The sequence below is a fragment of the Allobosea spartocytisi genome, assembly GCF_014764685.1.
GTDB classification, from domain to species: domain Bacteria; phylum Pseudomonadota; class Alphaproteobacteria; order Rhizobiales; family Beijerinckiaceae; genus Allobosea; species Allobosea spartocytisi.
Genome location: NZ_JACXWY010000007.1, coordinates 124,267 through 148,728 on the forward strand (window position 1 = coordinate 124,267; position 24,462 = coordinate 148,728).

A 24,462-nucleotide genomic window follows, 5' to 3' on the forward strand; every position below is an offset into this window, starting at 1 on the left:
CTATGCGGCTGCGAGCAGGCGCCGCATCACGCCGGCAAAGCGCACGCGCACCGAATCGCGGGCGATGTGCCGCCCCTCGGCGACGACACTCCTGCCACCGACGACGACATCGCGCAAAGGCAGTGCGTTGGCCGCGAAGATCGCGCTGTCGACCGCCTCCGCGCCTGCCCGGCCGACAAGCGCCGGATGATCGGTGTCGAGCGTGATGAAATCGGCGCGATGTCCGGGCGCGATCCGCCCGATGGCCCGGCCGCAGGCTTGAGCCCCTCCGGCGCAGGCCGCCTGCCAGAGCGCAAGGCCCGTCGAAGCCTCCTCCTCCGCGAACAGCGCACGGCGGCGATCGCGCAGGCGCTGCGAATATTCGAGCTGGCGCAATTCGGCCCCGGCATCGATCTGGATGTTGGAATCGCTGCCGACGCCATAGGCGCCACCGGCTTGCGCGTAGCGGATGCCGTCGAAAATGCCGTCGCCGAGGCTGGATTCGGTGATCGGGCACAGGCCGGCCACCGCGCCGCTCAGGGCAATGCCGTCACGCTCGGCGTCGCTCAGATGCGTCGCATGGATCAGGCACCAGCGCTGGTCGAGCGGGACCGTGTCCATCAGCAATTCGACCGGGCGCCTGCCGGTGATCTTCAGGCTGGCCTCGACCTCGGGCACCTGCTCGGCGACATGGATATGGACGGGATCGTTCGGGCGCAGCGACGACACCCAGCCGAGATCGTCGAGCGCGACCGCGCGCAGCGAATGCGGGGCGACGCCGAGCCGCGCGTCCGGCAAATCACGGATCGCGGCAGCGCTGCCTTCCAGCAGGCGCTGATAGGCGTCGCGCTCGTTGACGAAGCGGCGCTGGCCATGGACCGCGGGCGCCTGCCCGAAATTGCCGAAACGATAGAGCACCGGGAGAAGCGTGAGGCCGAGCCCGGTTTCCGCCGCGGCTGAGGCAATCGCCTGCCCCATCGCCGCGATATTCGCATAGGGGCGGCCGTCCTTGTCGTGGTGCAGGTAGTGGAATTCCGCGAGCGCGGTGAAGCCGCCCTCCAGCATCTCGACGAAGGCCTGCGCCGCGATGGCCTGCACGTCATCGGGATCGAGACGGTCGAGGAAGCGATACATCACCTCGCGCCAGGTCCAGAAGGAATCCTCCGGCGCGCCGCGCCGCTCGGAGAGACCCGCCATGCCGCGCTGGAAGGCGTGGCTGTGCAGGTTCGGCATGCCCGGCAGCGCGATGCCGCGGAAATTCCGGCCGCCCGGCTCCGCCGCCGCCCCGGCCTCGACAGCCGTGATCACGCCCTGCTCCAGTGTCAATTTCACATGGCTGGCAAAGCCTTCAGGCAAAAGAGCCTCGGCCAGATGCAGGGTCTCGGTCACCGCTTCGCTCCATCGATCATTTGCATATGCAATTACACACTTGCCATTTGCATATGCAATTAGATAGCATACTCGCAGCCAAAGGATAGCGGGAGGACGCGACGTGGCGAAGGCGCCGGGCGAAACGCTGGCTTGCGACAAGCTCTGGACGAATGTGCGGCTGGCGACGATGTCGCTCAAGGTCGGCACACCCTACGGCGCCATCGAGGATGGCGTGATCGCGGCCCGCGACGGGCGCATCGTCTACGTCGGGCCGCGGAGCGAGGCACCGGTTTTCGATGCCGCCGTTTCGATCGATTGCGCGGGTCGCTGGATCACGCCGGGCCTGATCGATTGCCACACCCATCTCGTCTATGGCGGCGACCGGGCGCATGAGTTCGAGCTTCGCCTGCAAGGCGCGACCTATGAGGAGATCGCGCGGGCCGGCGGCGGCATCCTCTCCACCGTCAAGGCGACGCGCGAGGCGAGCGAGGACACGCTCCTCGCCTCTGCCGATAAGCGCCTCGCCGCGCTGATGGCCGAGGGCGTCACCACCGTCGAGATCAAGTCCGGCTACGGGCTGGAGCAGCAGGCGGAGCTGAAGCAGCTCCGCGTTGCACGCCGGATCGGCCGCGAACGGCCGGTCACCGTGCGCACCACCTTCCTCGGCGCTCATGCCGTGCCGCCGGAATATAAGGGCCGCTCGGGCGACTATGCCGCGCTCGTCGCAGGTCCCATGCTCGATGCCGTTGCGGCGGAAGGGCTGGCCGACGCCGTCGACGTCTTCTGCGAGGGCATCGCCTTCTCGCCGGCTGAGACGAAAGCGGTTTTCGAAGCCGCCAAGGCCAAGGGCCTGGCGATCAAGATCCACGCCGAGCAGCTCTCGAACCTGCATGGCGCGAAGCTTGCCGCCGAGATGGGCGCGCTCTCCGCCGACCATCTCGAATATCTCGACGAGGACGGCGTCATCGCCATGGCCAAGGCCGGCACGGTCGCCGTCGTGCTGCCCGGCGCCTTCTACTTCCTGCGCGAAACGCAGAAGCCGCCGATCGAACTGATGCGTAAGCATGGTGCGGCGATCGCACTCGCGACGGACGCCAATCCCGGCTCCTCGCCACTGACCTCGCCGCTGCTGGTGCTCAACATGGCCTGCACGCTCTTCCGGATGACGCCGGAGGAGGCGTTGGCCGGCCTCACCCGAAATGCCGCGACCGCGCTCGGACTTCAGGACGAAATCGGCACGCTCGAAGCCGGCAAACGCTGCGACCTCGCGATCTGGGACATCGAACGCCCGGCCGAGCTCGCCTATCGGATCGGCTTCAACCCGCTTCACACCCGCATCTGGAACGGACAATGACCACGGTTTCGCTGAACCCGGGCGCAGCCCGCCTCACCGACTGGCGCGCCGTCCTCGACGGCGCCACGGCCGGCCTCGCCGGCGACAGCGCCAGCTCCATCGCGTCGGGGCAGAAGATCGTCGAGGAGATCGTCGCCGCCGGCACGGTGACCTATGGCGTCAACACCGGCTTCGGCAAGCTCGCCAGCGTCCGCATCGCCGATGCCGACCTCGCCAAGCTGCAGAGCAACCTGATCCTCTCCCATGCGGTCGGCACCGGCCCCGCCCTGCCCGACGGCGTCGTCCGCCTGCTGCTGGCGATGAAGGCGGCAAGCCTGGCGCGCGGCGCCTCCGGCGTGCGGCCGGTGGTGATCGCGGCGCTGACCGGCGCGCTCAAGGCCGACGCCATGCCCATCATCCCGGCCAAGGGTTCGGTCGGCGCCTCAGGCGACCTCGCCCCGCTCGCCCATATGACCGCGGCCCTGATGGGCTTCGGCGAGATCCGCCTGAAGGGCGAGACCCTGCCGGCGGCCGAGGCGCTGAAGCGCATCGGCCAGGCCCCGCTCGCGCTCGGCGCCAAGGAGGGCCTCGCGCTGATCAACGGCACGCAGGTCTCGACCACGCTCGCCATGACCGGCCTTGCGGCCATCGCCCGCGTCTTCGACGCAGCGCTCGTCGCCGGCGCGCTCTCGGTCGATGCGCTGAAGGGCTCCGACACGCCGTTCGACCCGCGCATCCAGACCCTGCGCGGGCAGCCCGGCCAGATCCGCGTCGCCAGAATCCTGCTCGAGCTGATCGCCGGCAGCGCGATCCGCGAGAGCCATCGCCATGGCGACAGCAAGGTGCAGGACCCGTATTCGCTGCGCTGCCAGCCGCAGGTGATGGGCGCGGTGCACGGCCTGCTCGGCAGCGTCGCGGCGACGCTCGGCATCGAGGCCAACGCCGTCACCGACAACCCGCTGGTGCTGGGGCCGGGCGAGATCGTCTCGGGCGGCAATTTCCACGCCGAGCCCGTCGCCTTCGCCGCCGACATGCTGGCGATGGGCGTCTGCGAGATCGGCAACCTCTCCGAGCGGCGCATGGCGCTGCTGGTCGACCCCGTCATGAGCGGGCTGCCGCCCTTCCTCGCCCGCGACGCCGGGCTGAACTCCGGTTTCATGATCGCGCAGGTGACGGCCGCGGCGCTCGCCTCCGAGAACAAGCAGAAGGCCTATCCCGCTTCGGTCGACACCATCCCCACCTCCGCCAACCAGGAGGACCATGTCTCGATGGCGACGCATGGTGCCTTCCGCCTGCTCGATATGGCCCGCAACGCCGCCAGCATCATCGGCGTCGAGTTGATGGCGGCGGCGGAAGCGATCGAGCATCATCGCCCGCTCAAGACCAGCGCGCGGCTGGAGCCGGTGCTCGCCCTGCTCCGCGACAAGATCGCGCCGCTGACCGAGGACCGTTACCTCGCTCCCGATCTCGCGGCAGCGACCGAGCTCGTGCTCTCAGGCGCCATCGGCAAGGCCGCCGGCCTCGACAGCTTTGCGGAGTTCGAGGCGTGACCACCGACATCGTCACCGTCACGCGGGGTTCCTCCCCGCTCATCCTCTCGATGCCGCATCCCGGGACCGCCCTGCCGCCGGAAATCGCGGCGACGCTCAACGAACGTGGCCGGCTGGTCGAGGATACCGACTGGCATATGCGCCGGCTCTACGGCTTCGCCGCGCCCTTCCAGCCCACCATCGTCGAGGCGCAGCTCTCGCGCTTCGTCATCGACCTCAACCGCGACCCGGCCGGCGTCTCGCTCTATCCGGGCCAGGCGACGACCGAACTCGTGCCGAGCACGACCTTCGACGGCGCGCCGATCTGGCAGAATGCTCCGGACGCCACCGGGATCGAGCGGCGCAAGGCGGCCTATTTCCAGCCCTATCACACGGCGCTGGCAACCGAGATCGCACGGGTGAAGGCCGAGCACGGCTATTGCCTGCTCTGGGACTGCCACTCGATCAAATCGAAGATCCCGCGGCTGTTCGAAGGCACGCTGCCGACGCTGAATCTCGGCACGAATTCCGGCGAAAGCTGCGCACCCGGTGTCGAGCGGGCGGCCGTCGCCGCCATGGCCGGCCAGCCCTTCACGCAGATCCTCAACGGCCGCTTCAAGGGCGGCTGGATCACCCGCCATTACGGACGCCCCTTCGCGGGCGTCCATGCGCTGCAGATGGAGATCGCGCTCTCCGCCTATCTGGCTGAAGAAGCCGCGCCCTGGGCCTTCGACGCGACGAAGGCCGCGAGCCTGCAGACAGCCTTGTCCGCCATCATCGAAGCCGCCCTCGGCGCGGCCGCTGCCCTCGAACGGAGCCGCTCATGACCCGCCTCGACAACACCCGCACCATCCGCGCCGCGACCGGCACCGAGCTCACCGCCAAGAGCTGGCTGACCGAGGCGCCTTTGCGCATGCTGATGAACAATCTCGACCCGGACGTCGCCGAAAACCCGCATGAGCTGGTCGTCTATGGCGGCATCGGCCGGGCCGCCCGCTCCTGGGAGGATTTCGACCGCATCGTCGCGGCGCTGCGCCAGCTCGAAGCCGACGAGACCCTGCTCGTCCAGTCCGGCAAGCCGGTCGGTGTGTTCCGCACCCACAAGGATGCGCCGCGCGTGCTGATCGCGAACTCGAACCTCGTGCCGCATTGGGCGACCTGGGACCATTTCAACGAGCTCGATAAGAAGGGGCTCGCGATGTACGGCCAGATGACGGCCGGCTCCTGGATCTATATCGGCACGCAAGGGATCGTGCAGGGCACCTACGAGACCTTCGTCGAGGCCGGGCGTCAGCACTATGGCGGCAACCTCAAGGGCAAATGGGTGCTGACCGGCGGCCTCGGCGGCATGGGCGGCGCGCAGCCGCTCGCCGCGGTGATGGCCGGCGCCTCCTGCCTTGCCGTCGAGTGCAACCCGGACTCGATCGATTTCCGCCTGCGCACCCGCTATCTCGACGAGAAGGCCGAGACGCTCGACGAGGCGCTGGAGATGATCGCCCGCTGGACCAGGAACGGCGAGGCGAAGTCGGTCGGCCTGCTCGGCAACTGCGCCGAGATCCTGCCCGAGATGGTCCGCCGCGGCATCCGCCCGGACATGATCACCGACCAGACCTCGGCCCACGACCCGGTCAATGGCTACCTGCCGAAGGGCTGGACCATGGGCCAGTGGAAGCAGGCGCGCGAAGCCAATCCGAAATCCGTCGAGAAAGCGGCGCGCGCCTCGATGCGCGAGCATGTCGAGGCGATGATCGCCTTCCAGGAGATGGGCTTGCCCGTCTTCGACTACGGCAACAACATCCGCCAGGTCGCCAAGGATGAGGGGCTGGAGAACGCCTTCGCCTTCCCGGGCTTCGTGCCGGCCTATATCCGCCCGCTGTTCTGCCGTGGCATCGGCCCGTTCCGCTGGGCCGCCCTCTCGGGCGATCCGGAAGATATCTACAAGACCGACGCCAAGGTGAAGGAGCTGACGCCCGGCAACACGCATCTGCATCACTGGCTCGACATGGCGCGCGAGCGCATCGCCTTCCAGGGCGTGCCGGCGCGCATCTGCTGGGTCGGCCTCGGCGACCGCCACCGGCTCGGCCTCGCCTTCAACGAGATGGTCAAGAACGGTGAACTGAAGGCGCCGGTCGTGATCGGCCGCGACCATCTCGATTCCGGCTCGGTCGCCTCGCCGAACCGCGAGACCGAGGCGATGAAGGACGGCTCGGACGCGGTTTCCGACTGGCCGCTGCTCAACGCCCTGCTCAACACGGCCTCCGGCGCGACCTGGGTCTCGCTGCACCATGGCGGCGGCGTCGGCATGGGCTTCTCGCAACATGCGGGCGTCGTGATCTGCGCGGATGGCACCGACGACGCGGCCGCCCGCCTCTCGCGCGTGCTCTGGAACGACCCGGCGACCGGCGTAATGCGCCATGCCGATGCCGGCTACGACATCGCGCTGGACTGCGCCCGCGAGAAGGGGCTCAATCTGCCGGGGATTCTGGGCTGAGGCGGTCTTCCGCCGCGACGGTGTTATCGCGGGCGACCGGAGGGAGACCCGGGATCCATTCCGGAACGGTTCAGGCATGGATTCCGGATCGGCGCCGCTTCGCGGCTTGTCCGGGATGACTGCATTTTCTGGTTGAGGGACAGAGCCCATGCGCATCATCCGCGCTGCCGATTGCAAGGTCATGCCGTGGAAGAACGGGGGGGGCACCACGACCGAGATCGCGGTGGCGCCGGAAGGCGCCTCGCTTGGCGATTTCGACTGGCGGATATCGATGGCCCATGTGGGCGCAGACGGGCCGTTCTCGTCCTTCCCCGGCATCGATCGGACCTTGTGCGTGCTGAGCGGCAACGGCATCCGGCTGGCTTTCGGCGACGGCGAGACGGTTTCACTCGACCGCACCACCCCGCCGTTCTTCTTCGCCGCCGACCGGGCGGTGGACGGGGTTCTAGTGAACGGGGCGATCGACGATCTCAATGTGATGAGCCGGCGCGGCCGCTGGCGGCACCGGGTCGAGCGCTTGTCGGGAGAAGGCTCGCTCCCCGCGAGCGAGGGCCTGCTGGTGCTGCTCGCCCGCAAGGGCGACTGGCTGGTGAACCGCGTGAGCTTGGCAGCCGGCGACAGCGCGATCCTTGACGCGCTGAGGCATGTCGAACTTGGGGTGAGCGGCAGCGAGGCAGAACTCTACGCCGTGTGGCTGACCGCATCATAGATAAGCGCGGGATCCCCTCTCCCGGATGGGAGAGGGTAGGGGTGAGGGACCGCCGCTCATTATCGGAAGGCAACGGTACCGCTGCGGTTTTGTCCGGCAAGGGCAGGCCCTCATCCCTGCCCTTCTCCCACACGGGAGAAGGGTTCCCCGCGCCCTACCTGAACCTACGCCGCCTGACGCGGCTGCGGGCCGACATAGACCGATTGCGGACGGATCAGCCGGCCGCCGGCGATCTGCTCCTTGGCATGGGCGAGCCAGCCCGTCGTCCGTCCCAGCGCGAAGACGCAGGTGAAGGAATCCGGCGTGAAGCCGAGCGCCTCCAGCAGGAGCGCGGTGTAGAACTCGACATTGGTCTCCAGCGTGCGGTTGGGCTTGCGCTCGCGCAGGATGGCGAGCGCCGCCTGCTCGACCGCCTCGGCCAGCGCAAGGCGGCCGCTATCGGCGCCGAGCCGGCGGATCGCGCCCTTCAGCGCATCGGCGCGCGGATCGCGGACGCGGTAGATCCGGTGGCCGAAGCCCATCAGCCGGTCGCCGCGGTCGAGCGCGGATTCCAGCCAGGTGCGGGCATTGGCGGGCGTGCCGATCGCATCGAGCATCTCGATGACCGGGCCAGGCGCGCCGCCATGGAGCGGGCCTTTGAGCGCGCCGATGCCGGCGAGCACGGCCGAGACCAGCCCGGCGCGGGTCGAGGCGACGACGCGCGACGCGAAGGTCGAGGCGTTGAGGCCGTGATCGGCGACCGTGACGAGATAGGTATCGAGCGCCGCCGCCTGCTGCTTGGTCGGCGCCTTGCCGGTCAGCATGCGCAGTGTGTCTGCGGCCTGCGACAGCGCCGGATCGGGTGCGACCGGCGCGAGCCCTTGCCGCAGACGCAGCGAGGCGGCCGTGAACACGGCCGGCGCCGCCAGCAGCCGCAGGACCGTGCCGGCGTCCTCACCATCGGGGATCAGCGCCGTCATCGCCCGGATCATCTCTACCGGTCCGAGCGTCACTGGGACGGCTGCCTTCTGAACGACCGTCTCGAACAAGTCCTGACGCGCCGCGCCGAGCGCCGCCGGCAGCTCCTTCATGGCGGGCAGGTCCGGCACGAAGCCGTCGAGCATCAGCGCGGCCATCTCCTCGAAGGAGGTATGGCCCGCGAGCTCATCGAGACTATGGCCGCGCATCACCAGCCGGCCCGCCGCTCCATCGACTTCCGAGAGCACGGTATGGGCGGCAACGACATCTTCAAGGCCATCGGACATGGCAGTTCTCCTCAACATCTGAGGCCTTGAAGATTGATAGCTTCACCAGTAGAATCAATCTTGAACAATATAATCAATGTATTTTTCGATGACCGACTGGCTGACGGCGCAACAGGTGATGCAGCGGCTCGGGCTGAAGCCGCAGACGCTCTACGCCTATGTCAGCCGCGGATTGATCGAGGCGCGCGGCGATGCGGGCGATTCCCGGCGGCGGCTCTACCGGGCCGAGGATGTGGCGCGGCTGGAGCATCGCAAGGCGCGCGGGCGGAAACCGGCCGCCATCGCCGAAGATGCGATCGCCTTCGGCGAGCCGATCCTGGCCTCGGGCATCGCCACGATCCAGCGCGGCAAGCTCTGGTATCGCGGGCAGGATGCGGAAAAGCTGGCCGAGACGGCGAAGCTGGAGGATGTCGCGCGGCTGCTCTGGGATTGCGGCTCGCAGCGCTTTCCGCCGCTGTTCACGATCGTGCCGGAGGCGCCGGCCCGGCAGCGCATGTTCGCGGTGATCGCCGCCCGCGCCGCCAGCGACCCGGCCATGGCCGGCCGCACGAAGAAGGCGCTCTATCTGGAAGCCGCTTCCGTGATCGACTCGCTCGTCGACGCCATCGCCGGGCGGCCGGGACAGGGGCCGATCCATCACCGGCTGGCGCTGGCCTGGGGCTGCGACGAACGCGGCGCCGACCTCATCCGCCGCGCGCTGGTGCTGCTGGCAGATCATGAGCTCAACGCCTCGACCTTCGCGGTCCGGGTCGCGGCCTCGACGCGCGCCTCGCTCGCCGCCTGCATCCTGGCCGGGCTCGCGACGCTGTCGGGACCGCTGCATGGCGGGATGACCCCGCGGGTGCTCGGGCTGATGCGCGAGATCGCCAGCGAAGGCGTGGAAATGGCGGTCTCCGCCCGGCTGGCGACCGGCATGCCCCTGCCCGGCTTCGGCCATCCTCTTTACCCCGATGGCGATGCGCGGGCGCGGGCGCTGCTCACGGCCTTCTCGCTACCACCGGCCTATGAGGAGACGCGCCGGGCCGTCACGGCGCTGACCGGCGAGGAGCCGAATATCGATTTCGTGCTGACGGCGATCGCGAGCGAACTCGGCCTCGCCCCGGATGTATCCTTCCAGATCTTCGCCGCTGCGCGCTGCGCCGGCTGGATCGCGCATGCTCTGGAACAGGGCGAGACCGGACGATTGATCCGGCCTCGCGCCCGCTATGTCGGACCGGAGCCGGCCTAGGCCGGCTCGGCAATCTTCGCCTGCGCAGGCTTGCGCCCAAGCTCGCCCTCGCGCTCTTCGATATAGCCGCGCGTGATCGGCAGGCCGTCGAGCTTTTTCGCGAGCTGGAACTGGAACACCACCAGATCGTCGTGCCGGAAGCTCGCCTCGGAGGCGGCGAGATAGAATTCCCACATCCGGGCGAAGCGCTCGTCATACATCGCCACCGCCTCCTCGCGCCGGGCGAGGAAGTTCTCGCGCCAAGCCTTTAGCGTCTCGGCATAATGGATGCGCAGGACCTCGACATCGGTGATGACGAGACCCTCCTTCTCGATCGCGGCCGCCACCTCCGACATCGCGGGAATATAGCCGCCCGGGAAGATGTATTTGGCGATGAAGGGGTTGGTCGCGCCCGGCGGCGAGCTGCGGCCGATCGTGTGGATCAGCGCGACACCATCATCGGTCAGCAATTCGCGGACCTTGCGGAAATAGTCGCGGTAATAGCCGACGCCGACATGCTCGAACATGCCGACCGAAACGATGCGGTCGAAGCTCTCGGTCAGGTGACGATAGTCCTGCAAGCGGAACTCGACCGGCAGGCCGGATTCTGCGCCGCGATGCTTCGCGATGGCGAGCTGCTCCTCCGAGAGCGTGATGCCGGTGACGGAGGCGCCGGTTTCGCCGGCGATCGAGAGCGCCATGCCGCCCCAGCCGCAACCGATATCGAGCACGCGCTGGCCCGGCTGCAGATCGAGCTTGCCCATGATGTGGCGCTTCTTGGCAAGCTGCGCCTCGGCAAGCGTCATCTCCGGCCGCGCGAAATAGGCGCAGGAGTACTGCATGTCCGGATCGAGGAAGAGCTTGAAGAAATCGCTCTTCAGATCGTAGTGGTGCGCGACATTCCGCTTCGCCAATGTCGGCGTATTGTGCTGGTGGAAGCGGCGCACTGCCGTCCGCAGGCCGTCGAGCGTCTTGCCCCAGCCTTGCGGGCGCGCCTTGTGCACCGCGGTCACCAGCGCATCGAGCAGATCGTAGAGCGAGCCCTGCTCGACGACGACGCGCCCGTCCATCACCGCCTCGCCCAAGGCGAGCTCGGGATTGAGCGCGAGCTTGAGTTCCGTAGGCGTGTCAACAATCCGCATCCGCAATCGCGGTGCGCAACCTCGTCCGACGGATTGCAACGTTCCATCGGGGAAAACCACATCGATCCGCGGCTCGATCGCCAGCCGCGACAGCATTCTTGCAACCAGTGAACGCATTGGCCCCACCATTGGCAGTGCCCCCTTGTTGTTCAAAAGATGGCAAGGGAAATTGTCGCCGTAACTCCATTTGCGCGCAAGGCTGCCCCTCGCCTGCGTCATGACAGCGCAGGCAAAGCACACACATCACGCAAGGAAAGCATAGCCACCTCAACCGCTGGTAGTGCTCTCGCTCAGGGATCGGCCGCGATGACCTCGGCCCGGATCTCCTCGACGAGTCGCTCCTTCAGGGCGACGAATTCCGGCGTCGTCTTGATGGTGTACGGCCGTGGATGCGGCAGATCGATGGCGATATCGGCCTTGATCCGCCCTGGCCGCGCGCTCATCACCACGACGCGCGAGCCGACGAAGATCGCCTCCTCGATGTCGTGGGTGACGAAGAGCACCGTCTTCCGCTCGCGCTCCCAGATGCCGAGCAGCATTTCCTGCATCAGGGCGCGGGTCTGGTTGTCGAGCGCGCCGAAGGGCTCGTCGAGCAGGAGAATTTTCGGATCGTTGGCGAGCGCGCGGGCAATCGCCGTGCGCTGCTGCATGCCGCCCGAGAGCTGCTTCGGGAAGTGGTCCACGAAACTGGAAAGCCCGACGCGCACCGCCCAGTCGCGCGCGATCTTCATGCGCTCCGCGACCGGCACGCCCTTCTCGCGCAGGCCGAAGGCGATGTTCTGCTGCACCGTCAGCCAGGGGAAGAGCGTGTAACTCTGGAAGACGAAGCCGCGATCGGCACCCGGTCCTGCGACGGGCGCGCCATCGAGCAGGATGCGGCCCTCGCTCGCCGTCTCCAGCCCGCCGATGATGCGCAGCAAGGTCGACTTGCCGCAGCCGGAGGGGCCGAGGATGGTGATGAAGTCATTGTCGGCCACATTGAGCGAGGTGGGCATCAGCGCCCGCGTCGGCTCGCCTCCGCGCTGCGCGGGGAAGACCTTGCCGACCTTGTCGATGACGAGCTTGCTCACAGCTTGGCCCACGGAAACAGGCGCTGGTTGACCGCCTTGAACAGGAAATCCGAGATCAGGCCGATCAGCCCGATGACGATGATGCCGAAGATGATTTGCCCGGTGTTGAGCAGCGCCTGGCTGTCGGTGATCATGTGGCCGATGCCGGAGGACGAGCCGATCAATTCGGCGACGATGACATAGGTCCAGGCCCAGCCAAGAACGAGGCGGAAGATCTCGGCGATCTGCGGCGCCGCGTTCGGCAGCAGCACGCGGCGCACCACCGAGCGGTCGCTGGCGCCGAGCGTATAGGCGGCATCGACCAGATCGCGCCGGACCCCGCCGACCGCCACCGCGATCATCAGGATGAGCTGGAAGACCGAGCCGAGGAAGATGACGAGCAGCTTCTGCGTCTCTCCGATGCCGGCCCAGAGGATGAGCAGCGGAATGAAGGCCGAGGCCGGCAGATAGCGCGCGAAGGAGACGAAGGGTTCGAGGAACGCCTCGATCGGCTTGTAGGCGCCCATCAGGATGCCGAGCGGCAGCGCCACCACCGCCGCGATGACGAAGCCACCGACGACGCGCCAGATCGTCATCATGATGTCGAAGCTGAAGCCGTAGCGCACCATTAGATTATAGCCTTCGCCAACCATGGTCAGCGGATCGGCCAGGAAGAGGCGCTGGACATAGCCGCCGAAGGTCGCGACCGACCAGAGTGCGACGAAGAGCGCGAAGAAGGCGAGGCCGTAGCCGACGCGCGCGCCGCCTGAGACGGGTCTGAGCGGTTTCATGGGGATTCGGTTCCGGTCATGGCGCGCGCCAGGTCTTTCCAGGGTTCGATCGACCAGAAGCCGGCAGCCGCGCCGGAGGTCGAGGGCAGGATGAAAACGCCCGAACCGGCGAAGGTGCCGGGCTGCAGGCCATAGGCAATTGAACCGGCAGCCGCTCCCAGCGCCGCCTGCGCCGCACGCTTTCCGTTGAAGGCGACATAACGCGGGCGATGGGCAGCGATCCGCGCACGCAGCCCTTCTGCATCGAAATGGGCGCCGCGCAAGGCCGAATCCGGCCCCGATGTCAGCTTGGCGACATCGGTGAGGCCGATGCCGTAGCGCGGCAGCTCCCGGAAACGCTCCGGGGCGAGCCGTTCCGGAATCAGCCCGATCTCGTGGATGACGCTCCAGAACTTGTTGCCCGGCCCGGCATAGTAGGCACCGCGCGCCGCCGAGACGGCGCCGGCCTGCGTGCCGCAGAAGACGACGCGCAAGCCGGGCTCCAGAACATCCGGCAGGACTGCCGCTGTCGTCATGGTCGGGCTTGTCCCGACCATCCACGTCTTCGCTGGTCGAGCGTTGTTGCGTTCAAGACGTGGATGCTCGCCAGAAGGGCGAGCATGACGGCGGGCACAGGCCTGGAATATCGCCTCACTTGCCTTCGACGAACTTCGTATCGACCAGCGTGGCCAGATCGGGCTTGGCCTTGATCAGGCCGATCTCCAACAGCAGATCTGCGGCCTTGGCGTTGAAGGCCTGCCAGTCGCCGGCGAAGAACTTCCGGTTCCCCTCGGCATCCGACCAGCGCAGATAGGCTGCCGATTTGCCGAACTGCTCGCCGGTCTGCTTCACATCCGCGCCCATGATCTCATAGGCCTTGGCCTGATCGCTCTTGATCATCGCCACAGCCTCGAAATAGCTCTTGGTCAACGCAGCCGCAGCCTTCTCGTCGGCGAGGAAGGCCGGGGTGCAGCCGAAGGTGTCCATCACCATCGGATAGTCGAGGGTGGTGGCGATGATCTTGCCGGCATCGGGCTTGTCGCGCACGGCCGAGAGATAGGGCTCATAGGTCAGCGCCGCGTCGTTCTGGCCGGCGATGAAGGCCTGCGCCGCCGGACCCGGCTCCATGTTGACGACATTCACGTCCTTCACGGAGAGGCCGTTCTCCTTGAGCATCCAGGCCAGGGCGAAATAGGGCGAGGTACCCGGCGCCGAGGCCGCGACCGTCTTGCCCTTCAGATCCTTGATCGAGGCCGTGGTGTTGCGCGTCACCATGCCATCGGCGCCGTAGCTCTTGTCGAGCTGGAAGATCTGCTTCGTCTTGATGCCGGCGGCGTCCCACACCAGCCAGGTCTCGACGGTGGTCGCGGCGCATTGGATGTCGCCGGAGGCGATGGCGAGGTGGCGGTCCTTCTGCGGGATCTTCTTGATGGTCACGTCGAGGCCGTTCTTGGCGAAGATGCCGGCCTCCTTGGCGAGCACCAGCGGCGCGAAGCCGGTCCAACCGGAAATGCCGATCGCGACCTTCGTCTGCGCCTGAGCCGCGCCCGCCGCCAGGAGAGCCGCGAGGCCGAAGCCGAGGCCGGCACTGACGCGCTTGAAGACTGCCATGATGGAAACCCTTCCCCTGCTTTTTGACTGACCCGTCATCCACGACGCCAGAGCTCGCGGCCGGATGCAACCTTCGTTCCAAATCAGGTTAAATGCCTATGCAAAACCGTCAAGCCGCCGATCACAGCCGCTTGGGGAAGCCATGACATTCTCTCGTTTGACACAGGCTGCGCAATTTCCTCCCCTCACCGTCCGAGGCACATCGCCTCTGTTCTCTTCCAGCCTTCGAGGTTTCCGGGATGAATGGCGCCGACCGCCTTTGCGACACGCTGCTGGTCAACGATGTCGATGTCTGTTTCGCCAATCCCGGCACCTCGGAGATGCATTTCGTGGCGGCGCTCGACCGCAAGCCGCAGATGCGCTGCGTGCTCGGCCTGTTCGAGGGCGTGGTGACCGGCGCCGCCGACGGCTATGCCCGCATGGCCGACAAGCCGGCCGCCACCTTGCTGCATTGTGGGCCGGGCATGGCGAACGCGCTCGCCAACATGCACAATGCCAGGCGCGCCCGCACGCCGATGATCAACGTCGTCGGCGATCACGCCACCTACCACCTCGTCCATGATGCGCCGCTGACCAGCGACATCGAATCGCTGGCGCATCCGATGTCGCATTTCGTGCGCCGCATCGCTTCGTCCGAGGATGTCGGCCCGGCGATCGAGGAAGCCTATGTCGCCTCGCTGACGCTGCCGGGCGTCACCACGGTCATCCTGCCGGCCGATTGCGCCTGGAACAGCGTCGAGCCCGCCGCGCTGAAGCCGGTGAAGCTGCCGGCGCTGAAGAGCGTCGATGCCGCCACGATCCGCGAGGTCGCGGCCAGCCTGCGCCAGCATGGCGCGCGCGCCGCGATCATGCTGACGGGCCTCGCCTTGCGCGAGAAGCCGATGGAAATGGCCGCACGCATCTGCGCCGCGACGGGTGCGCAGATCTTCGCCCAGATGTCGAACGGGCGCATCCAGCGCGGCGCCGGCCGCGTCGCGATCCCCAAGATCCATTATCCCATCGACAAGGCGCTCGAGCAGCTCAAGGACGTCGATTATCTCGTACTGGTCGGCGCGCAGACTCCCGTCGGCTTCTTCGCCTATCCAGGCAAGCCGGGCCGGCTCGTCCATGACGGTTGCGAAGTCACGGCGCTGGCGCAGCCCGGCGACGATCTGCCTGCCGCGATCACCGCTCTCGCCGAGGAGATGGGCGCGACGAAGACGGCGCCGGCCTTCATCGCGCCGCCGCGCAAGGAGCAGCCGGGCCTGCCGACCGGCCCGCTCGATGCCGACAAGGTCTGCAGCATCGTTTCGACGCTGTTGCCGGAGAACAGCATCATCTGCGACGAGTCGGTGTCCTCCGGCCGGATGTTCTATTTCGACTGCCACAGCGCGCCGCAGCACGACTATATCCAGCTCACCGGCGGGGCGATCGGCGAAGGCATCCCGCTCGCCGTCGGCGCGGCGGTGGCCTGCCCCGACCGCAAGGTCATCGGCATGCAGGCCGACGGCTCCGGCATGTACACGGTGCAGGGGCTGTGGACGCAGGCCCGCGAGAATCTCGACATCGTCACCGTGGTCTTCGCCAACCGGACCTACCAGATCCTGCATGGCGAGATGCGCGCCGTCGGCGTCAATGATTTCGGCCGCAACGCCACGCAGATGCTCAATATCGACGAGCCCGCGCTGGACTGGGTGTCGATGGCCAAGGGCATGGGCGTGGAAGCCGCCCGCGCCACCACGGCCGAGGAGTTCACCAGCCTGTTCAAGGCCGCGCTGGCCAAGAAGGGGCCGTTCCTGATCGAAGCCGCGATCTGAGCGGCCGTTCGAGAAACACGCCCTTCACCCCGGGGAACAGGTCTCGGGGTGAAGGGCCATCTTTGCGCGAGCCGTGAGGAGGGGCTTCCCGTTTCGTCCGGTCACCATCAATCTGTCGCAGTGCCCCTGCCAGAGTTGCGGCTGATTTCGAGAAGGAGCGACCAGCATGAACCGGGACGAGATCCTCAAAGCGCCGTCGATGCCGGTCTTCAGCCCGAGCTACCCGCATCCGCCGAACCGCTTCATCAAGCGCGAATACCTGATCATCACCTATGAAACCGACCCGGAGGTGATCCGCGCGGCGCTACCCGAGCCGCTCGAGCCCGCGCCCGGCAACCTCGTCTTCTACGAGTGGATGAAAATGCCGGATTCGTCCGGTTTCGGCGATTACGAGGAAAGCGGCACCGGCATCCGAGCGCTCTACAAGGACGAGCCCTGCAACTTCTCCGTCCAGATGTATCTCGACGACGAGCCGCCCATCACCGGCGGACGCGAGATCTGGGGCTTTCCCAAGAAATACGGCGTGCCGCGGCTCAAGGTCATGAAGGACACGCTGACCGGCACGCTGCACTATGATGGCGAGCGCGTGGCCATGGGCACGATGACCTACAAGCACCGCAGCCTCGAGAACCAGCTCGACAAGGTTCGCGACGGCATCGCCGGCCTGAACGTCAACCTGAAGCTGCTTCCCGATGTCGACGGCTCGCCGAAAATCGCGCAGCTCGTCGGCTATAACCTCACCGACATCACCGTGCATGGTGCCTGGGAGGGCGAGGCAAGGCTACACCTCATCCCTCACGTCAATTGCCGGGTCGCCGATTTTCCGGTGCGCCGGGTCGTGAGCGCCCGCCACCAGGTCGTCGACTTCACGCTGCCTTTCGGCCGAGTGCTGCACGACTACCTGGCGACGTGACGCCGGCGCTTGGTCCGAAGGCATCGGCTTTTCCCGAAAACCGCATGCCACTTTTCGGGCCGATGCTCTAGCGAGCGAACTCGCCCAGGAACGCGTCGAGGCAATCGCCGATCGCCTCGATGGCGTAGCCGCCCTCCTGCACGACCAGCGTCGGCAGGCCGAAGCCCTTCACCTGCCGGCCAATCGTGCCGAAATCGCTCGCTTCCAGCTTCAGCACGCCGATCGGGTCGTCCTTATGGGCGTCGTAGCCGAGCGCCACGACCAGCACCTCAGCCCCGAAATCGCGGATCGCCTTGCCGGCGCGGTCGACCGCCGCCTGCATCTCCGCCCCGCCCGCGCCATGCGCCAGCGGCAGGTTGAGGTTGAAGCCCTCGCCCGGCCCGTTGCCGCGCTCATCGTCATAGCCGGTGTAGAAGGGGTAGTAATTCGCCGGGTCGGCATGGACCGAGATCGTCAGCACATCGTCGCGGCGATAGAAGATCTGCTGCGTGCCGTCGCCGTGATGGGCATCGACATCGAGGATCGCGACCTTGCCGAATGTCGAGCGCAGGCGCTGGGCGGCAATCGCCGTGTTGTTGACGTAGCAGAAGCCCGAGGCGCGATCGGCGCGGGCATGATGGCCGGACGGACGGCACAGCGAATAAACCGCGCGCTCGCCGGCAAGGATCGCGTCGGCGCCGGACACGGCGGTCTCGGACGAGCGCAAGGTCGAATGCCAACAATGCTCGCCGATCGGCACGGAGAGATCGCCGAGATACCAGCCGAGCTGGCCGATGAAGCCGGTCGGGCGGCAAGGCGGGCGGACATCTTCGTCCGGACGCCCGCTCCAATAAGGGAAGGTGTTCGGCCAGACCTCCGGACCGCGCTCCGACGGAAGCTCCTGCCAGCGCCGCCAGGCACTCTGCAGGAAATCGACGAAGCCCTCGTCATGGATCTTCAGGATCGGCTCGACGCCATGCTCCGCCGGCCGCTCCGGCGTGATGCCATGCTTCGCCAGTGCGCCGAGCAGCTTTTCCGTCCGTTCCGGCAGGTCCTTGGGCGCGACGACCTTGCCGAAGCGCATATATTGCTGGGGATCATGGAGCGCCTGGTCGGGGTGGTAGAAGGCACGCATCGGCTGGCAAATCCTCTAGGCTGAGCCGCCTCGACAGCGGCGGTCACGCCGCCATCGTAGCAAGCTGCCCGGGCATCGCCAGTCGTTCCGCGCCGGCCGCCCCTGCGTTGGGGACGAAACGCTCAAGCGCCCGCAGGCGAGATCAGTGCCGCGAATTCGCGCGCCAGCGTCGCGATGTCGTGGCGCTCCGGCCGGTACCAATCCGTCGAGCCGTTGAGGGCGCCGAGCAGGAAATTGCGCAGCACATCCGGCGCACGTTCCGCCGGCAAGGCGCCGGCCTGTTGCAGTTCGGCGATCAGGCGCCGCCAGACCTCCTCATAGGCGCGGCGCACGGCGCGCACGCTCTCCGGCGCAGGCGCGGCGCCGAAATTGAAGACCTTGATGCTGGCGCTGGTGTAATCGCCATGGCCATGCAGCGCCGCCAGATGCCCGCGGATCGCCGCCTCCAGCCGCACTCTGGGAGCCGCACCTTCCGTCTCAGCCAATGCGGCGACGACACCCTCATGCACAAAGCGGACGCCGTCATTCACCACCGCCTCGACGATCTCCTCCTTCGAGGCGAAGTGGTAGTAGAGGCTCGCCTTGCGGATGCCGACGGCCTCGGCGATCTCGCGCAAGGTCGTCTGGTGGTAGCCGCCATTGCGCAGCAGCCGCGCGGCGTGGTCGAGGATGTGGCGGCGCGAGCCGCCCTCGGCCCGGGTCGCGTCCTTGTCCGCCGCGACACTCACAGCCGCTTCGCGACCTCTTCGAGCATCACCTCGGTGGCGCCGCCGCCGATGGACTGGACGCGGGCGTCGCGGGTCATGCGCTCGATCGCGCTTTCGCGCATATAGCCCATCCCACCGTGGAACTGCAGGCAGTCATACATGACCTCGTTGACCAGCTCGCCGCAGTAGGCCTTGACCATCGAGACTTCGCGGGTGGCGTCGAAGCCCTGCGCATCCAGCCAGGCGGCGTGGTAGACGAGCTGGCGCCCGGCCTCGACCTTGCCGGCGAGCTCGGCGAGGCGCTGGCGGATCGCCTGCTTCTCCCAAAGCGGCGCGCCAAACGCTTTTCGCGTCTTCACATAGTCCAGCGTCAGGTCGATCGCAGCCTGCGACTCGCCGATCGCCATGGCGCCGATGACCGTGCGCTCGTTCTGGAAGTTGCTCATGATCGCGTAGAAGCCGCGCCCCTCCTGCCCGAGCAGGTTTTCGGCCGGCACGCGGCAATCGACGAAGGAGAGCTCGGCGGTATCCGAGGAGCGCCAGCCATGCTTGTCGAGCGCACGCGAGACCGTGAAGCCGGGCGTGCCTTTCTCGACGAGGAAGATGGAGACCGATTGCGAGGGCTTAGCCGCCGGGTCGGTCTTGGCTGCAACGCAGTAGAGATCGGCATGGACGCCGTTGGTGATGAACATCTTGGCGCCGTTGAGGATGTATTGATCGCCCTCGCGCCGCGCGGTGGTGCGGATGCCCTTCACGTCGGAGCCGGCGTCCGGCTCGGTGACGGCGACCGCGACGATCTTCTCGCCGGCGATGATGGCCGGGAGGTACTTGTCCCGCTGCGCCTTCGAGCCGGCATTGGCGATATGGACCGAGGCCATGTCGGTGTGAACCAGCGCGGTAATGGCGACACCCGAGAAAGTCGAGCGTCCCAGCTCCTCCGCCAGCACCACCGTCGCGAGCGTGTCCATCTCCGAGCCGCCATACTCCGCCGGGTAGCGGATGCCGAAGAAGCCGAGCGCGCCCATCTTTCTGAGCACCTCGCGCGGGACGAAGCCGTCCTCTTCCCATTTCAGCGCATGCGGCTTGATCTCGGCCTCGACGAAGCGGCGGACCTGATCGCGCAGCGCCTCGTGCTCCTCGGTGAAATAGGGCGAACGACGGGCGCCTTCGCCTGCAAGTTTCTCGACGGCCGACATGGCTTCCTCCCTGCTTGACCGCAGCGCCGCGATCTGACTACCTACCGGACGGTAGGTGAATATCGCAGCGAGATCAAGCTGCGGCATTCACCTTGGATCGACGGCCCCGTCATTCCGGACAAGCCGCGACAGCGGCGCCGATCCGGAATCCATCGTAGCGCACAATGCCCTTCGATGGATTCCGGGCCTCCGCTTCGCTGCGCCCGGAATGACGGCGACCTTGGAGGAGTGCGCCTGTGCCTGAAACAGCATCGCAAACCGCGACGCCCCCTCCCCCGCTCTCAGCCATGCTGGAGACGTTGCGCCAGCGTCACGGCCTCGTCGCGCAGGGGGGCGGCGAAAAGTTGCGCGCGCGGCATGAATCCCGCGGCAAGATCATGGTGCGCGAGCGCATCGACCTCTTGCTCGACCCGCAGACGCCCTTCCTCGAACTCTCGCCGCTCGCCGCCTACGGGCTCTATGGCAACGAGGTGCCGGGCGCCGGCATCGTCACCGGCATCGGCATCGTCGCGGGACGGGCCTGTGTGCTGATCGCCAATGACGCGACGGTGAAGGGCGGCTCCTTCTTCGCCGAGACGGTGCGGAAGCACCTCCGAGCACAGGAGATCGCCGGAGAGCATCGCCTGCCCTGCCTCTATCTCGTCGATTGCGGCGGCGCCTTCCTGCCGGAGCAGGACCGCGTTTTCCCGGATCGCGACCATTTCGGCGGCTCCTTCTACAACCAGTGCCGGATGTCGGCGGCGGGCATCCCGCAGATCTCGATCGTCTTTGGCGGCGCGACGGCTGGCGGCGCCTATATTCCGGCACTCTCCGACCAGGTCATCATGGTCAAGGGCACCGGCCGCATCCATCTCGGCGGCCCGCCGATCGTGAAGGCGGCGATCCACGAGGTCGTCGATGGCGAGACGCTGGGCGGAGCCGAGATGCACACGCTGGTCTCCGGCGTCAGCGACCACCTCGTCCAGACCGAGATGGAGGGGTTGGCGAAGCTGCGCGAGCTCGTTGGGGCGCTGGGCGAGATCGGCAAGGTCACGCCGCCGCCGCAGGCTCCCGCTGCACCGAAGCTCGACGCGGCTGAACTCACCGACATCGTGCCGACCGATCTGCGCCGGCCCTATGACGTCCGCGAGGTGATCGCGCGCATGGTCGACGACAGCGCCTTCAGCGCCTTCAAGCCCGATTACGGCGCGACGCTCGTCACCGGCTTCGCTCATATCCACGGCTATCCAGTCGGCATCCTCGCCAATAACGGCGTGCTGTTCTCGGAAAGCGCGATCAAGGGCGCCCACTTCATCGAACTCTGCGACCAGCGCCAGATCCCGCTCCTGTTCCTGCAGAACATCACCGGCTTCATGGTCGGCACCGAGGCCGAGCGCGGCGGCATCGCCAAGCATTCGGCCAAGCTGGTCTATGCGGTCTCGAATGCGCGGGTGCCGAAATACACCGTGCTGATCGGCGGTTCGTATGGTGCCGGCAATTACGGCATGTGCGGTCGCGGCTTCAGGCCGCGCTTCCTGTTCTCCTGGCCCAATGCCCGCATCGCGACGATGAGCCCGGAGGTCGCAGCAACCGTGGTGACGGAGCTGCGCCGGCAATCGCTCAAGGGCGCCGCGGACGAGGCGGCCATCGCCGAACTCGACAGGCGCACCCGCGCCCAGTTCGAGGAGCAGAGCGATCCCTATTACGCCACCGCCCGGCTCTGGGACGACGGCATCATCGAGCCCCAGCAGACGCGCGACGTGCTCGGCTTGTGCCTTGCCCTCTCGGCGGGCGAGGCGCGCGATACCGGCCCGCGGCCAGTCTACCGGATGTGAGCGGCGCCATGTTCGACACAATCCTCATCGCCAATCGCGGCGAGATCGCCTGCCGCATCATCCGCACCTGCCGCAAGCTCGGCATCCGCACCGTCGCGGTCTATTCCGACGCCGACAAAGACGCGCTGCATGTCCGGCTCGCCGACACGGCCGTCCCGATCGGCCCGGCCCCGGCGCGTGATTCCTATCTGCGCGCCGACCGCATCATCGATGCCGCGCTCAAGACGGGCGCGCAGGCGATCCATCCGGGCTACGGCTTCCTGTCGGAGCGGCTCGACCTGATCGCCGCCTGCGAGGCGAACGGCATCGCCTTCATCGGCCCCTCCGCCGGTGCCATCGCGGCGATGGGCGACAAGATCCGCTCCAAGCAGATCGCGCGCGACGCCGGCGTGCCGGGCGTGCCCGGCTATGACGGCGCCGAACAATCGCCCGAGACATTGAAGCGCGAGGCGCTGCGCATCGGCCTGCCCGTCATGGTCAAGGCCTCGGCCGGCGGCGGCGGCAAGGGCATCCGCAAGGTCGAGGCGGAGGCCGATCTCGACGCTGCCATCGCGACCGCGAGCCGCGAAGCGGAGTCCGCCTTCGGCGATGGGCGTTTGCTGATCGAGAAATTCGTGACACGGCCGCGCCATGTCGAGGTGCAGGTCGCCGGCGACAGGCGCGGCAACATCGTCCATCTCTTCGAGCGCGACTGCTCGGTGCAGCGCTCGAACCAGAAGCTGCTGGAAGAGGCGCCGGCCCCCAATCTCAAGCCGGAAGCCCGCGCGGCGCTGCACGGTCACGCCCTGAAGCTTGCCCGCGCTATTTCCTATGACAATCTCGGCACCGTGGAGTTTCTCGTCGATGCTGTGACGCAGGAGGTGTTCTTCCTCGAGATGAACACCCGGCTTCAGGTCGAGCATCCCGTGACCGAGGCGATCACAGGGCTCGATCTGGTCGAATGGCAGATCTGGATCGCCGCCGGCGAAACACTGCCACGCCGGCAGGACGAGATCACCTGCACCGGCCACGCCATCGAGGCGCGGCTGACGGCAGAGCGGGCCGAGGAAGGCTTCCGTCCCGACACCGGGACGATCGCGCTGTGGCGGGAGCCCGAGGGCGTGCGCATCGACAGCGGTGTCGAGACCGGCAGCACGGTCTCGCCCTTCTACGATTCGATGCTCGCCAAAATCATCGCCCATGGCCCGGATCGCGATGCGGCGCGGCGCCGCCTTGCCGACAGCCTCGACCATATGACGGTGCTCGGCCCGGCGACGATCCGCCCCTTCCTGGTCGATGCGCTGCGCCATCCGGTCTTCGCGCGGGGCGAGGCGACGACATTGTTCATTGGCGAGTCTTGGCCGGGCGGCTGGCGACCGGGCGCCGAAGACAGGCCGTCGCGCGACGCGCTGGCTGCCGCGATCTGGCTCGCCGGTTTCAAACCGACAATGGCAGGCCCCTGGGGAGCGCTGGCCGATTTCCGATTGCTCGGAACGGCCGGAAAGCCCGGCGCGAGCCATCTCGCGCTAACCCATGGCGAGCACAGCAAGCGGATCAAGATCGAGAGCCTGGGCGACGTCTTCCGCGTCGTCACTCAAGATGGGGCCACGGAGGTCTCGGTCGCGGTCGGCGCCGATCCGACCCGATGGAGGGTGACGCTCGACGGCCAGCGCCTGACGGTCGATGCGGTCCGGGACGAGGCCGGCGTTTCCTTGCGCTGGGGGGCGTTCGAGGGGCGTATCGGCATCGCGCTCGCAGTCGCCGCGGAGGCGGCAGCGCGCGAGGCTTCCGGCGGCGCCGGCGACGCAGTGCGCGCGACCATGCCGGGAACCGTCGCCGCGATTCATGTCCGCGAGGGTGACAGCGTCGCGGCGGGACAGGTCGTCGCCGTGCTCGAATCGATGAAGCTCTTCATGGATCTCAAGAGCCCGGCGGCAGGGATCGTGGCGCGGGTCGCGGCCAAGCCGGGCATGACGGCGGCGGCGGGCGAGCTTTTGATCGCGCTTACGCCGGGCTGACGCCGCGAATGGAGGAGGGACGGATCTCCCTCCTCCCGAAGCGCGGCTCAGTTGCAGCCGCAGCCATGGCCGAGCCCACCGAGCAGGCCGCCGACGATGCCGTTCTTGCTGACGATCGCCTTGACCGGCGCGATGATGCCGACCTTGTTGCCGCTGGCGATCGGACTGCCGCTCAGCACGCTGACATTGTTCAGCGCATTGACCTGAATGCCGGAGACGGCCGCCGTCACAGGGGCCAGGACGCCACCCAGCAAGGAGCCACCGCCGCGGCCACCGGCCATGGCAGGCGAGATGCCGAAAGCTGCAACCGTAGCGAGTACAAGCGCGTACTTCATATCACTCTCCCAGTTGTCGCTCCGGGGATCGAAGCGATGAAGCACGTATAAGTTGCATTTTATCGGAGCGGCAACCTTATCCATTCATTAACCATACTTGCTAGCGTTAACATTGCGCCACGCAGCGATGTCGTGAATACAATAAATACTAATTT

21 protein-coding genes are annotated in these 24,462 nt (G+C 67.2%); 10 read left to right on the plus strand and 11 right to left on the minus strand.

Features of this window, described 5'->3' with window-relative positions:
- The gene (locus tag IED13_RS13490) at positions 1 to 1,368 is read right to left on the minus strand and encodes a formimidoylglutamate deiminase (RefSeq protein ID WP_191124468.1); all 1,368 of its coding nucleotides are present in this window, start codon (positions 1,366 to 1,368) and stop codon (positions 1 to 3) included.
- 169 nt (positions 1,369 to 1,537) lie between these two features.
- Between IED13_RS13490 and hutI the strand changes: the two genes are divergently transcribed.
- From hutI to IED13_RS13515, 5 genes are all read left to right on the plus strand, one after another.
- Complete coding sequence (gene hutI / locus IED13_RS13495; RefSeq protein ID WP_211200690.1) at positions 1,538 to 2,704, plus strand: imidazolonepropionase; 1,167 nt, start codon at positions 1,538 to 1,540, stop codon at positions 2,702 to 2,704.
- On the plus strand, positions 2,701 to 4,233 hold the full coding sequence (gene hutH / locus IED13_RS13500) for a histidine ammonia-lyase (RefSeq protein ID WP_191124469.1): 1,533 nt from the start codon (positions 2,701 to 2,703) through the stop codon (positions 4,231 to 4,233). The genes hutI and hutH overlap by 4 nt, the downstream gene beginning before the upstream one ends.
- A complete protein-coding gene (hutG, locus tag IED13_RS13505; RefSeq protein ID WP_260368421.1) occupies positions 4,230 to 5,039 on the plus strand; it encodes an N-formylglutamate deformylase in 810 nt (269 codons plus the stop codon). Before hutH ends, hutG begins: the two co-directional genes overlap by 4 nt.
- Positions 5,036 to 6,703 (plus strand): urocanate hydratase, encoded by a 1,668-nt coding sequence (hutU, locus tag IED13_RS13510; protein ID WP_191124470.1) that lies wholly within the window; start codon positions 5,036 to 5,038, stop codon positions 6,701 to 6,703. Before hutG ends, hutU begins: the two co-directional genes overlap by 4 nt.
- 148 nt (positions 6,704 to 6,851) lie before the next feature.
- Positions 6,852 to 7,412 carry a HutD/Ves family protein gene (locus IED13_RS13515; RefSeq protein WP_191124471.1) on the plus strand — a complete coding sequence of 187 codons (561 nt, stop codon included), beginning with the start codon at positions 6,852 to 6,854 and terminating at the stop codon, positions 7,410 to 7,412.
- A 164-nt stretch (positions 7,413 to 7,576) separates the two neighbouring features.
- Here IED13_RS13515 and IED13_RS13520 read toward each other — a convergent pair whose 3' ends face one another.
- Positions 7,577 to 8,656, minus strand: coding sequence for a citrate synthase/methylcitrate synthase (locus IED13_RS13520; RefSeq protein WP_191124472.1), 1,080 nt, complete (start codon positions 8,654 to 8,656; stop codon positions 7,577 to 7,579).
- Between the two features lie 76 nt (positions 8,657 to 8,732).
- Between IED13_RS13520 and IED13_RS13525 the strand changes: the two genes are divergently transcribed.
- Positions 8,733 to 9,884, plus strand: coding sequence for a citrate synthase family protein (locus IED13_RS13525; protein WP_248312571.1), 1,152 nt, complete (start codon positions 8,733 to 8,735; stop codon positions 9,882 to 9,884).
- Here IED13_RS13525 and IED13_RS13530 read toward each other — a convergent pair.
- The 5 genes from IED13_RS13530 to IED13_RS13550 form a co-directional block, all read right to left on the minus strand.
- Positions 9,881 to 11,122 carry a class I SAM-dependent methyltransferase gene (locus IED13_RS13530; RefSeq protein WP_248312572.1) on the minus strand — a complete coding sequence of 414 codons (1,242 nt, stop codon included), beginning with the start codon at positions 11,120 to 11,122 and terminating at the stop codon, positions 9,881 to 9,883. The two genes, IED13_RS13525 and IED13_RS13530, sit on opposite strands and share 4 nt — an antisense overlap.
- Positions 11,123 to 11,295: 173 nt before the next feature.
- Positions 11,296 to 12,075 (minus strand): ABC transporter ATP-binding protein, encoded by a 780-nt coding sequence (locus tag IED13_RS13535; RefSeq protein ID WP_162737908.1) that lies wholly within the window; start codon positions 12,073 to 12,075, stop codon positions 11,296 to 11,298.
- Positions 12,072 to 12,845 carry an ABC transporter permease gene (locus IED13_RS13540; RefSeq protein WP_112762990.1) on the minus strand — a complete coding sequence of 258 codons (774 nt, stop codon included), beginning with the start codon at positions 12,843 to 12,845 and terminating at the stop codon, positions 12,072 to 12,074. Before IED13_RS13540 ends, IED13_RS13535 begins: the two co-directional genes overlap by 4 nt.
- On the minus strand, positions 12,842 to 13,360 hold the full coding sequence (locus tag IED13_RS13545; RefSeq protein WP_191124474.1) for a mismatch-specific DNA-glycosylase: 519 nt from the start codon (positions 13,358 to 13,360) through the stop codon (positions 12,842 to 12,844). The genes IED13_RS13540 and IED13_RS13545 overlap by 4 nt, the downstream gene beginning before the upstream one ends.
- Before the next feature lie 115 nt (positions 13,361 to 13,475).
- Positions 13,476 to 14,435, minus strand: coding sequence for an ABC transporter substrate-binding protein (locus tag IED13_RS13550; RefSeq protein WP_248311123.1), 960 nt, complete (start codon positions 14,433 to 14,435; stop codon positions 13,476 to 13,478).
- Positions 14,436 to 14,674: 239 nt separating this feature from the next.
- Between IED13_RS13550 and IED13_RS13555 the strand changes: the two genes are divergently transcribed.
- Both IED13_RS13555 and IED13_RS13560 read left to right on the plus strand, forming a co-directional pair.
- Complete coding sequence (locus IED13_RS13555; protein WP_191124475.1) at positions 14,675 to 16,231, plus strand: acetolactate synthase large subunit; 1,557 nt, start codon at positions 14,675 to 14,677, stop codon at positions 16,229 to 16,231.
- 166 nt (positions 16,232 to 16,397) lie between these two features.
- Positions 16,398 to 17,144 carry an acetoacetate decarboxylase gene (locus tag IED13_RS13560; RefSeq protein WP_191124476.1) on the plus strand — a complete coding sequence of 249 codons (747 nt, stop codon included), beginning with the start codon at positions 16,398 to 16,400 and terminating at the stop codon, positions 17,142 to 17,144.
- 67 nt (positions 17,145 to 17,211) lie between these two features.
- On the opposite strand, the gene IED13_RS13565 is transcribed toward IED13_RS13560, so the two are convergent.
- The 3 genes from IED13_RS13565 to IED13_RS13575 form a co-directional block, all read right to left on the minus strand.
- Entirely contained in the window at positions 17,212 to 18,258 is a 1,047-nt protein-coding gene (locus IED13_RS13565) for a histone deacetylase family protein (protein ID WP_191124477.1), read from the minus strand.
- Between the two features lie 122 nt (positions 18,259 to 18,380).
- The gene (locus tag IED13_RS29215; RefSeq protein WP_191124478.1) at positions 18,381 to 18,986 is read right to left on the minus strand and encodes a TetR/AcrR family transcriptional regulator; all 606 of its coding nucleotides are present in this window, start codon (positions 18,984 to 18,986) and stop codon (positions 18,381 to 18,383) included.
- Complete coding sequence (locus tag IED13_RS13575; RefSeq protein ID WP_038360755.1) at positions 18,983 to 20,161, minus strand: acyl-CoA dehydrogenase family protein; 1,179 nt, start codon at positions 20,159 to 20,161, stop codon at positions 18,983 to 18,985. The genes IED13_RS29215 and IED13_RS13575 overlap by 4 nt, the downstream gene beginning before the upstream one ends.
- Positions 20,162 to 20,448: 287 nt before the next feature.
- Between IED13_RS13575 and IED13_RS13580 the strand changes: the two genes are divergently transcribed.
- Both IED13_RS13580 and IED13_RS13585 read left to right on the plus strand, forming a co-directional pair.
- A complete protein-coding gene (locus IED13_RS13580; protein ID WP_191124564.1) occupies positions 20,449 to 21,975 on the plus strand; it encodes an acyl-CoA carboxylase subunit beta in 1,527 nt (508 codons plus the stop codon).
- A gap of 8 nt (positions 21,976 to 21,983) precedes the next feature.
- Positions 21,984 to 23,972: an ATP-binding protein gene (locus tag IED13_RS13585; protein WP_191124479.1), complete on the plus strand. Its 1,989-nt coding sequence runs from the start codon at positions 21,984 to 21,986 to the stop codon at positions 23,970 to 23,972.
- A 47-nt stretch (positions 23,973 to 24,019) separates the two neighbouring features.
- Here the strand turns inward: IED13_RS13585 and IED13_RS13590 are convergent, their stop codons facing one another.
- A complete protein-coding gene (locus tag IED13_RS13590; RefSeq protein ID WP_191124480.1) occupies positions 24,020 to 24,307 on the minus strand; it encodes a hypothetical protein in 288 nt (95 codons plus the stop codon).
- Positions 24,308 to 24,462 lie beyond the last annotated feature (155 nt).

Bases quoted from the DNA above. Each gene is read 5' to 3' on its own strand.
- IED13_RS13560 (WP_191124476.1), top strand. From the start codon at position 16,398: ATGAACCGGGACGAGATCCTCAAAGCGCCGTCGATGCCGGTCTTCAGC.
- hutI (WP_211200690.1), top strand. From the start codon at position 1,538: ATGTCGCTCAAGGTCGGCACACCCTACGGCGCCATCGAGGATGGCGTG.
- IED13_RS13520 (WP_191124472.1), bottom strand. From the start codon at position 8,656: ATGTCCGATGGCCTTGAAGATGTCGTTGCCGCCCATACCGTGCTCTCG.
- IED13_RS13550 (WP_248311123.1), bottom strand. From the start codon at position 14,435: ATGGCAGTCTTCAAGCGCGTCAGTGCCGGCCTCGGCTTCGGCCTCGCG.
- IED13_RS13540 (WP_112762990.1), bottom strand. From the start codon at position 12,845: ATGAAACCGCTCAGACCCGTCTCAGGCGGCGCGCGCGTCGGCTACGGC.
- IED13_RS13590 (WP_191124480.1), bottom strand. From the start codon at position 24,307: ATGAAGTACGCGCTTGTACTCGCTACGGTTGCAGCTTTCGGCATCTCG.
- hutH (WP_191124469.1), top strand. From the start codon at position 2,701: ATGACCACGGTTTCGCTGAACCCGGGCGCAGCCCGCCTCACCGACTGG.
- IED13_RS13525 (WP_248312571.1), top strand. From the start codon at position 8,733: ATGTATTTTTCGATGACCGACTGGCTGACGGCGCAACAGGTGATGCAG.
- IED13_RS13530 (WP_248312572.1), bottom strand. From the start codon at position 11,122: ATGCGTTCACTGGTTGCAAGAATGCTGTCGCGGCTGGCGATCGAGCCG.
- IED13_RS13565 (WP_191124477.1), bottom strand. From the start codon at position 18,258: ATGCGTGCCTTCTACCACCCCGACCAGGCGCTCCATGATCCCCAGCAA.
- IED13_RS13515 (WP_191124471.1), top strand. From the start codon at position 6,852: ATGCGCATCATCCGCGCTGCCGATTGCAAGGTCATGCCGTGGAAGAAC.
- IED13_RS13545 (WP_191124474.1), bottom strand. From the start codon at position 13,360: ATGACGACAGCGGCAGTCCTGCCGGATGTTCTGGAGCCCGGCTTGCGC.
- IED13_RS13585 (WP_191124479.1), top strand. From the start codon at position 21,984: ATGTTCGACACAATCCTCATCGCCAATCGCGGCGAGATCGCCTGCCGC.
- IED13_RS13555 (WP_191124475.1), top strand. From the start codon at position 14,675: ATGAATGGCGCCGACCGCCTTTGCGACACGCTGCTGGTCAACGATGTC.
- IED13_RS13580 (WP_191124564.1), top strand. From the start codon at position 20,449: ATGCTGGAGACGTTGCGCCAGCGTCACGGCCTCGTCGCGCAGGGGGGC.
- IED13_RS13575 (WP_038360755.1), bottom strand. From the start codon at position 20,161: ATGTCGGCCGTCGAGAAACTTGCAGGCGAAGGCGCCCGTCGTTCGCCC.
- hutU (WP_191124470.1), top strand. From the start codon at position 5,036: ATGACCCGCCTCGACAACACCCGCACCATCCGCGCCGCGACCGGCACC.